Here is a 7095-nt window from a genome sequence, read left to right as displayed (position 1 = left end):
CACCGCTCGCCCAGGTCCGGCACATGATCGCCCGCGTGCTCCCCGGGGACACAAAGTTGGAAGAGCTGGCGCTCGAATTCGCCGGGCAGACGCCCGCAGCGATCGATGCGCAGTTGCGATCAGCCCGGTCGACCGCACGTCGGGCAGGCCGACGTTTTGATGCCGCTTGGGTGCTGGCACATAGGCCTGCCGCGACACCGCAGACGCGCGCACGCCAGCGCCGGATCGCTCTGCATGAGTGTGGCCATGCGATTGCAGCAGCCCTCCTGGGGGCCGTGCCCGTGACGCAAATGCTGCTGTCAAACGGCACTGGGCAGACCCACCGGTCCAATGTGGTACATGAGGGGCTACTCAGCGAGTTTGAGGATGAGATGACAATTCTACTGGCTGGGCGGGCGTCCGAGCGGCTGACACTCGGCACCATCAGCGCGGGCGCCGGTGGCGAAGGCGGCAGCGACCTGCAACTCGCCACGCAGCTGCTTCTGAGCTGCGATCGCCAGGCAGGACTTGGCATCCATGGCAACAGCTGGCTCGGCGAGGCTGACATGTCTCGCCTGACACAACACGACAAAGACCACCTGCGGGTCAAGCTCGACAAAATGGAGCGCCGGGCCATGCGCTTGCTTGAGCCGCACCGCGACCGCTTGGAACGCCTTGCAGCCCACCTGTTCGAGGTGCGGGAGATGGATGCCGATGCCCTCCATCCATGGCTGCACGATCTGATCCCCCCTGCCCGCGCCCCGATTGACAGCCCGCAAGCTGGTTTCAATCCGAGCTGACACAAGGCGGGTTTGCACACGATTTGCGCAATTGTATTTGACAAACCCTCCGCCCCCCAATCAATCGCTCTCAAAACACGGAGAACTCTCTCTAGGTAAAACATTGACGGATCAGAGCATTAGACCCTTGCCTCCCAGAGGCGACCCGACGCGCCCACTCCTGCCTCTCTTCCGCCTCAGGAAGGGAGGTTATCCACATAATAGCGATCTGAAGCCGCCCTTGGCCATGAGTTTCGGGTCCTCGTCACCTGCCGCACCCTCTATGATCAAGGGAACAGCCGCACCCCGGCACTAACCTTGTATCATCAGCGCTTCGGGCCAGCCCGCGAGCGGGTAGGAGACCTCGGCCAATGGCACGAGACCAAGAGAGATTTGCCCGAACTGGCCCATCTAACCCTGTGCGGGCGGGCAATGATGCAGCAACACCCCCTGCCTTCCTCTTTCTTGTCCGCCTGCTCGCGCGCCATGCCGCAGAAGAGGACGCTGCAAAGATGAGGAAGGGCCCAGAACAAAAGGACTGATCCATGCCAGCCACCGCCCCTCTTCGCGCTGCGATCTACGCTCGCTATTCCACCGACAAGCAAAAAGAGACCTCCGTTGAGGACCAGCTCCGTCTCTGCCGCCGCCACTGCGACCAAAAGGGATGGCAGGTCTCCGAAGTCTTCGCCGATCGCGGCATCAGCGGCACCACCAGCCAACGTCCTGATTACTTGCGCCTTTTACAGGCCGCAGAGCGCGGCGAAGTCGACATTATCGTGGCCGAAAGCCTCAACCGCCTGTCGCGGGATCAAGCCGACACCGCGTCTTTGTTCAAGCGCATGAGCTTCTTCGGGGTTCGCTTGCACACGGTCGCAGATCAGGACCTGGACGAGTTGAAGGTCGGAGTCGGCGGTCTTGTCTCCGCACTCTATATCAAGGACATCGCTCAAAAAACCCGCCGAGGCCTGGAAGGCCGCGTTGTCGCGGGCAAGTCTGCCGGCGGCCTCAGCTATGGATATCGTGTAAAGCGAGAGATCCGCGCGGATGGAACGGCCACCACCGGTGATCTGACCATCGATCCGTCTGAGGCCGAAGTCGTGAACCGGATTTTCCAAGAATACGCGGCGGGGCAGTCCGCGCGCGCCATTGCCACGGCCTTGAACGCCGAGCGCATCGCCGCCCCGCAAAGCGGCAAAGGCACCGGAACCTGGAACCCCTCGACGATTTCAGGGAACGTGAAGCGTGGCACCGGCATCCTCAACAATGAACTCTACACCGGTCTACGGGTCTGGAACCGGCTGACCTATGATCGCAACCCCGACACCGGCAAACGCCAGTCGCGACAAAATCCTCCTTCCGAGTGGAAGACAAAGACCGTTCCCGACCTGAGGATCGTTGACGACGCCCTTTGGAGTCGCGTCAAGGCCCGCCAGGACCACGTGCGGCAAGCGATGAACCCGGCCGGGATCCTGACAGACCGCCCACGACCGGAACGGGCGCGCCGCCCGACCTATCTGCTGTCTGGCCTGCTGCGCTGCGGCTGCTGCGGCGCCAGCTACACGCTGATCAACAAAACCCGCTATGGCTGCGCCGCCGCCCGCAACAAAGGGGCCGCGATCTGCAGCAATCGCGCGACCATCGAGCGCGAAGTGGTCGAAGATCGGGTCCTGTCCGGGCTAAAGCACCGGCTTCTTTCCCCGGAACTGCTCGGCCATTTCACGGAGGAGTACCGGAAAGCCTTCAACGCGTCAGCCGCCGGCGCGGCGCAGGACCGGCAGAAGGCAGCGAACGCGCTCACTCTGATCGAGACCAAGATAGCTGGCATCCTCAAGGCCATTGAAGACGGCATGTACCACGCCTCGATGAAGGCGAAGATGAGCGAGCTGGAAGCGGAGCAGTCGAGACTGCAATCGGTGTTGGCGGAGAGCCCCGAGCCCCCTGCCCTGCGGCTGCACCCAAGCCTGTCTGCGCGGTACCGCGAGCTGATCGAAGATCTCGCCCGTTCGCTGAACGCGCCGGAGGTGAAGCGGGAAGCCTCCGAGGCGCTTCGGGGGTTGATTTCAGAGGTTCTGATGGTGCCGGATGCGGCAGCGCGCAATGGCCATGCCATTGAGTTGGTTGGCGAACTTGCGGGGATTCTGAGTTTGGGAGGTCTGAATGCAACAAAACCCCCGCGTTTTGCGAGGGCTGTGTCGGAAACGATGGTTGCGGGAGTAGGATTTGAACCTACGACCTTCAGGTTATGAGCCTGACGAGCTACCTGGCTGCTCCATCCCGCGGTGTTTGTTTTTTGTATCGTTACGAGAGATTTGGGTTTTTATTAGGTTTGGCGGTGCCCTACTCTCCCACGCCTTAAGACGCAGTACCATCGGCGCAACAGCGCTTAACTTCCGGGTTCGGGAAGGGACCGGGTGTTTCGCTTGTGCTCTGGCCACCAAACCAAATAAAAACCCATGATCTGCGATGTTGGGTTTTTATTTGGAGGCGGCAGGCAGCGTATTTACGAAGTAAATGCGCGTTGCCGCACCCAAGTTATGTCACGCAGCGTTGATTGCTACGGGACGACCCAAGTCGCAGATTGTTTAAAATCAACATGTTGTCCAAGCCAAGGTTTTGCTTTTTGGTGTGGCTGTCTTTTTCTGGATCAGATCAAGCCAATCGGGCGATTAGTACCGGTCAACTGAACGCATTGCTGCGCTTACATCTCCGGCCTATTGACGTGGTGGTCTTCCACGGCCCTCAGGGATACCTTGTTTTGAGGGGGGCTTCCCGCTTAGATGCCTTCAGCGGTTATCCTTTCCGAACATAGCTACCCAGCACTACCGTTGGCACGATAACTGGTCCACCAGTGGTTCGTTCACCCCGGTCCTCTCGTACTAGGGGCAACTCCTCTCAAGTATCCTACACCCACGGCAGATAGGGACCGAACTGTCTCACGACGTTCTAAACCCAGCTCACGTACCTCTTTAAACGGCGAACAGCCGTACCCTTGGGACCTGCTCCAGCCCCAGGATGAGATGAGCCGACATCGAGGTGCCAAACACTGCCGTCGATATGGACTCTTGGGCAGTATCAGCCTGTTATCCCCGGCGTACCTTTTATCCGTTGAGCGATGGCCCTTCCACTCGGGACCACCGGATCACTATGGCCGACTTTCGTCTCTGCTCGACTTGTCAGTCTCGCAGTCAGGCTGGCTTTTGCCATTGCACTCAACGAGCGATTTCCGACCGCTCTGAGCCAACCTTCGCGCGCCTCCGTTACGCTTTAGGAGGCGACCGCCCCAGTCAAACTACCCGCCACGCAGGGTCCCGGATCCGGATAACGGACCGCGGTTAGACATCAAGAGTGCGAAGGGTGGTATCTCAAGGGAGGCTCCACCGCGACTAGCGTCACGGTTTCGATGCCTACCACCTATCCTGCACGTCACAATCCTGATGCCAGTGCGAAGCTGTAGTAAAGGTGCACGGGGTCTTTCCGTCTAACCGCGGGAAGCCTGCATCTTGACAGGCAATTCAATTTCGCTGAGTCGATGTTGGAGACAGCGGGGAAGTCGTTACGCCATTCGTGCAGGTCGGAACTTACCCGACAAGGAATTTCGCTACCTTAGGACCGTTATAGTTACGGCCGCCGTTTACCTGGGCTTCAATTCGGAGCTCTCACCCCTCCTTTTAACCTTCAGGCACCGGGCAGGCGTCAGACCCTATACGTCGTCTTGCGACTTCGCAGAGCCCTGTGTTTTTAATAAACAGTCGCCACCCCCTGGTTTGTGCCCCCAGCTTCCAGTTGCCTAGAAACCGGGCCTCCTTCTCGCGAACTTACGGAGGTATTTTGCCGAGTTCCTTCAACATCGTTCTCTCAAGCGCCTTGGTATTCTCTACCAGTCCACCTGTGTCGGTTTAGGGTACGGTCTGATGGAGGGCTATTTCCAGGGACTGCTCAGCAGCTCACCCAATCCGATAAGGGCAAACTACAGTCGCAATCCGTCACATCCTCCTGGCCCACGAATATTAACGTGGTTCCCATCGCCTACGCCTTTCGGCCTCGGCTTAGGGGCCGGCTTACCCTGCTCAGATTAGCTTTAAGCAGGAACCCTTGGACTTTCGGCGAGAGTGTCTCTCACACTCTTTGTCGCTACTCATGTCATCATTCTCGCTAGTGATCTCTCCACGGGATCGCTCACACGCCCGCTTCATCGAAAGCTCCGTGTCTCCGACACTCATTATGTGATGTGCTACCGCTTCGCTACTTGAGCACGTTTGACCGCGCTCCTCATAACCAACCAGATCACATCCAATGAGTAAAAGAGACATGGAACTATGTCACACTACGCTCTGCTACCATGCACTATGTGCATCCTCGGCTTCGGCTCATGGCTTGAGCCCCGTTACATCTTCGCCGCAAGACATCTTAATTAGACCAGTGAGCTGTTACGCTATCTTTAAAGGATGGCTGCTTCTAAGCCAACCTCCTGGTTGTTTTGGACGTCTCACCTGCTTTCCCACTTAGCCATGAATTAGGGGCCTTAGCCGGAGGTCAGGGTTGTTTCCCTCTCCACTACGGACGTTAGCATCCGCAGTGTGTCTGCCATCTAGTACTCCCGGGTATTCGGAGTTTGGTTAGGATCAGTAAGCCTGTGGGGCCCCATTACCCATCCAGTGCTCTACCCCCCGGGGTATTCGGATGACGCTCTACCTAAATAGATTTCGCAGAGAACCAGCTATCTCCGAGTTTGATTGGCCTTTCACCCCTAGGCACAACTCATCCCGACCTTTTTCAACAGGTGTGGGTTCGGACCTCCAGTGCATGTTACTGCACCTTCATCCTGGTCATGCCTAGATCACTCGGTTTCGGGTCTGATCCCACGAACTCATGCGCCCTATTAAGACTCGCTTTCGCTGCGCCTACACCTAACGGCTTAAGCTTGCTCGTGAGACCAAGTCGATGACCCATTATACAAAAGGTACGCTGTCAGCCCTCAAGGGGCCTCCAACTGATTGTAGGCGTTCGGTTTCAGGTACTGTTTCACTCCCCTCGTCGGGGTGCTTTTCACCTTTCCCTCACGGTACTGGTTCGCTATCGGTCAGTAAGGAGTACTTAGCCTTCGGAGGTGGTCCTCCGATCTTCAGACAGAATTTCACGTGTTCCGCCCTACTTAATACGTCCTTCAGAGCTTCCCATACGGGGCTGTCACCCGCTATGGCCATGCTTCCCAACATGTTCTGGTCACTCATCAGGCTCGGCTGGTTCGCGTTCGCTCGCCGCTACTAACGAAGTCTCTATTGATGTCCTTTCCTCCGGGTACTTAGATGTTTCAGTTCCCCGGGTTTGCTCTTATAAACCTATGTATTCAGTCTATAAGTACTTGATTATGCCAGATATAAGCTGCCCCGAAGAGCAATTATATCAAACATTCAAGTGGGTTGCCCCATTCGGAAATTCATGGGTCAAAGCCTATTCTCGGCTCACCATGACTTATCGCAGAGTATCACGTCCTTCATCGCCTCTTACTGCCAAGGCATCCACCAAACGCCCTTCTCGCGCTTGATCTGATCCAGAAAGAGACAGCCAGGATGATGTCCTACCGCCTCGCTACTTATGAACCCTTTGACGGGGCCAAAATAACAATGCGCCAGAACAACCTGACAATCGCGACCTGACAGCTGGTAAGGAGCCAGGTCTCTGCTTCTGAACCAAAAAGCATACTTTCCCGCTCTTCCATCCCATGCCTGTGATGTCGATCCCAGGCGGACAGAAGAACAATGGCTCTCAAACCTTGCGGAATAAGAACCGGGTTAGTGTACTTGACTTGGACAACTACCGTCATTTCAATCTGGCAGACTTCGGAGCGTCTGAGGAAACATGACGTATTCCAAAGCTCGCCATACCCGAAGATATGGCACCAAAATGAGATCATCCCCACACTCGGGGCGATCAACGGTGTTGTTGATTGTTTCTCTCTTCACGATATCAAACCCAACTGCCAACAGGCAGTGGAGACAAGTCCGATTGGACATTCAAAATGCATCACCGATGCAGCTTGAAGGTCAAATCGAACCCTTCGATATATTGGATAAACGTCAGAAAAAGCGAGAATGGTGGGTCGAGGAGGACTTGAACCTCCGACCTCACGCTTATCAGGCGTGCGCTCTAACCACCTGAGCTACCGACCCATTCTATAAGGGCCGCTGGCAAAGTGGTGGAACTAACGCCCATCTGCTTGCAGATCAGCGAACAAACGCCCCAGGCGACATCAAATCCCAATGGAATTTGGTGGAGCCTAGGAGGATCGAACTCCTGACCTCCTGAATGCAAATCAGGCGCTCTCCCAGCTGAGCTA

1 protein-coding gene, 2 tRNA genes, 2 rRNA genes and 1 pseudogene are annotated in these 7095 nt (G+C 56.8%); 2 read left to right on the top strand and 4 right to left on the bottom strand.

The features are described 5' to 3' along the window. Together FGE21_RS19135 and FGE21_RS19130 are read left to right on the top strand one after the other, a co-directional pair. A pseudogene (locus FGE21_RS19135) lies at positions 1–779 on the top strand (cell division protein FtsH); the annotation flags it as partial. Between the two features lie 524 nt (positions 780–1303). Continuing rightward, positions 1304–3004, top strand: coding sequence for a recombinase family protein (locus FGE21_RS19130; protein ID WP_139665002.1), 1701 nt, complete (start codon positions 1304–1306; stop codon positions 3002–3004). On the opposite strand, the gene FGE21_RS19125 is transcribed toward FGE21_RS19130, so the two are convergent. The 4 genes from FGE21_RS19125 to FGE21_RS19110 all read right to left on the bottom strand — a co-directional run bounded on the left by FGE21_RS19125 (position 2961) and on the right by FGE21_RS19110 (position 6928). Further along, positions 2961–3037 (bottom strand) — tRNA-Met (locus FGE21_RS19125). The two genes, FGE21_RS19130 and FGE21_RS19125, sit on opposite strands and share 44 nt — an antisense overlap. A 45-nt stretch (positions 3038–3082) precedes the next feature. Further along, positions 3083–3197, bottom strand: a 5S ribosomal RNA gene (gene rrf, locus FGE21_RS19120). A 206-nt stretch (positions 3198–3403) separates the two neighbouring features. After that, positions 3404–6305: ribosomal RNA gene (locus FGE21_RS19115) — 23S ribosomal RNA — on the bottom strand. A 546-nt stretch (positions 6306–6851) separates the two neighbouring features. Next, a tRNA-Ile gene (locus FGE21_RS19110) sits at positions 6852–6928 on the bottom strand. Between the last annotated feature and the right edge of the window lie 167 nt (positions 6929–7095).

Source organism: Phaeobacter sp. B1627 (assembly GCF_006265095.1).
Lineage (GTDB): Bacteria > Pseudomonadota > Alphaproteobacteria > Rhodobacterales > Rhodobacteraceae > Epibacterium.
Note: the sequence above shows the minus strand (reverse complement) of the source record. Positions and strands in the feature narration are given on the sequence as shown.

Coding starts and splice junctions, on each gene's coding strand:
- FGE21_RS19130 (WP_139665002.1), top strand. CDS start 1,304: ATGCCAGCCACCGCCCCTCTTCGCGCTGCGATCTACGCTCGCTATTCC.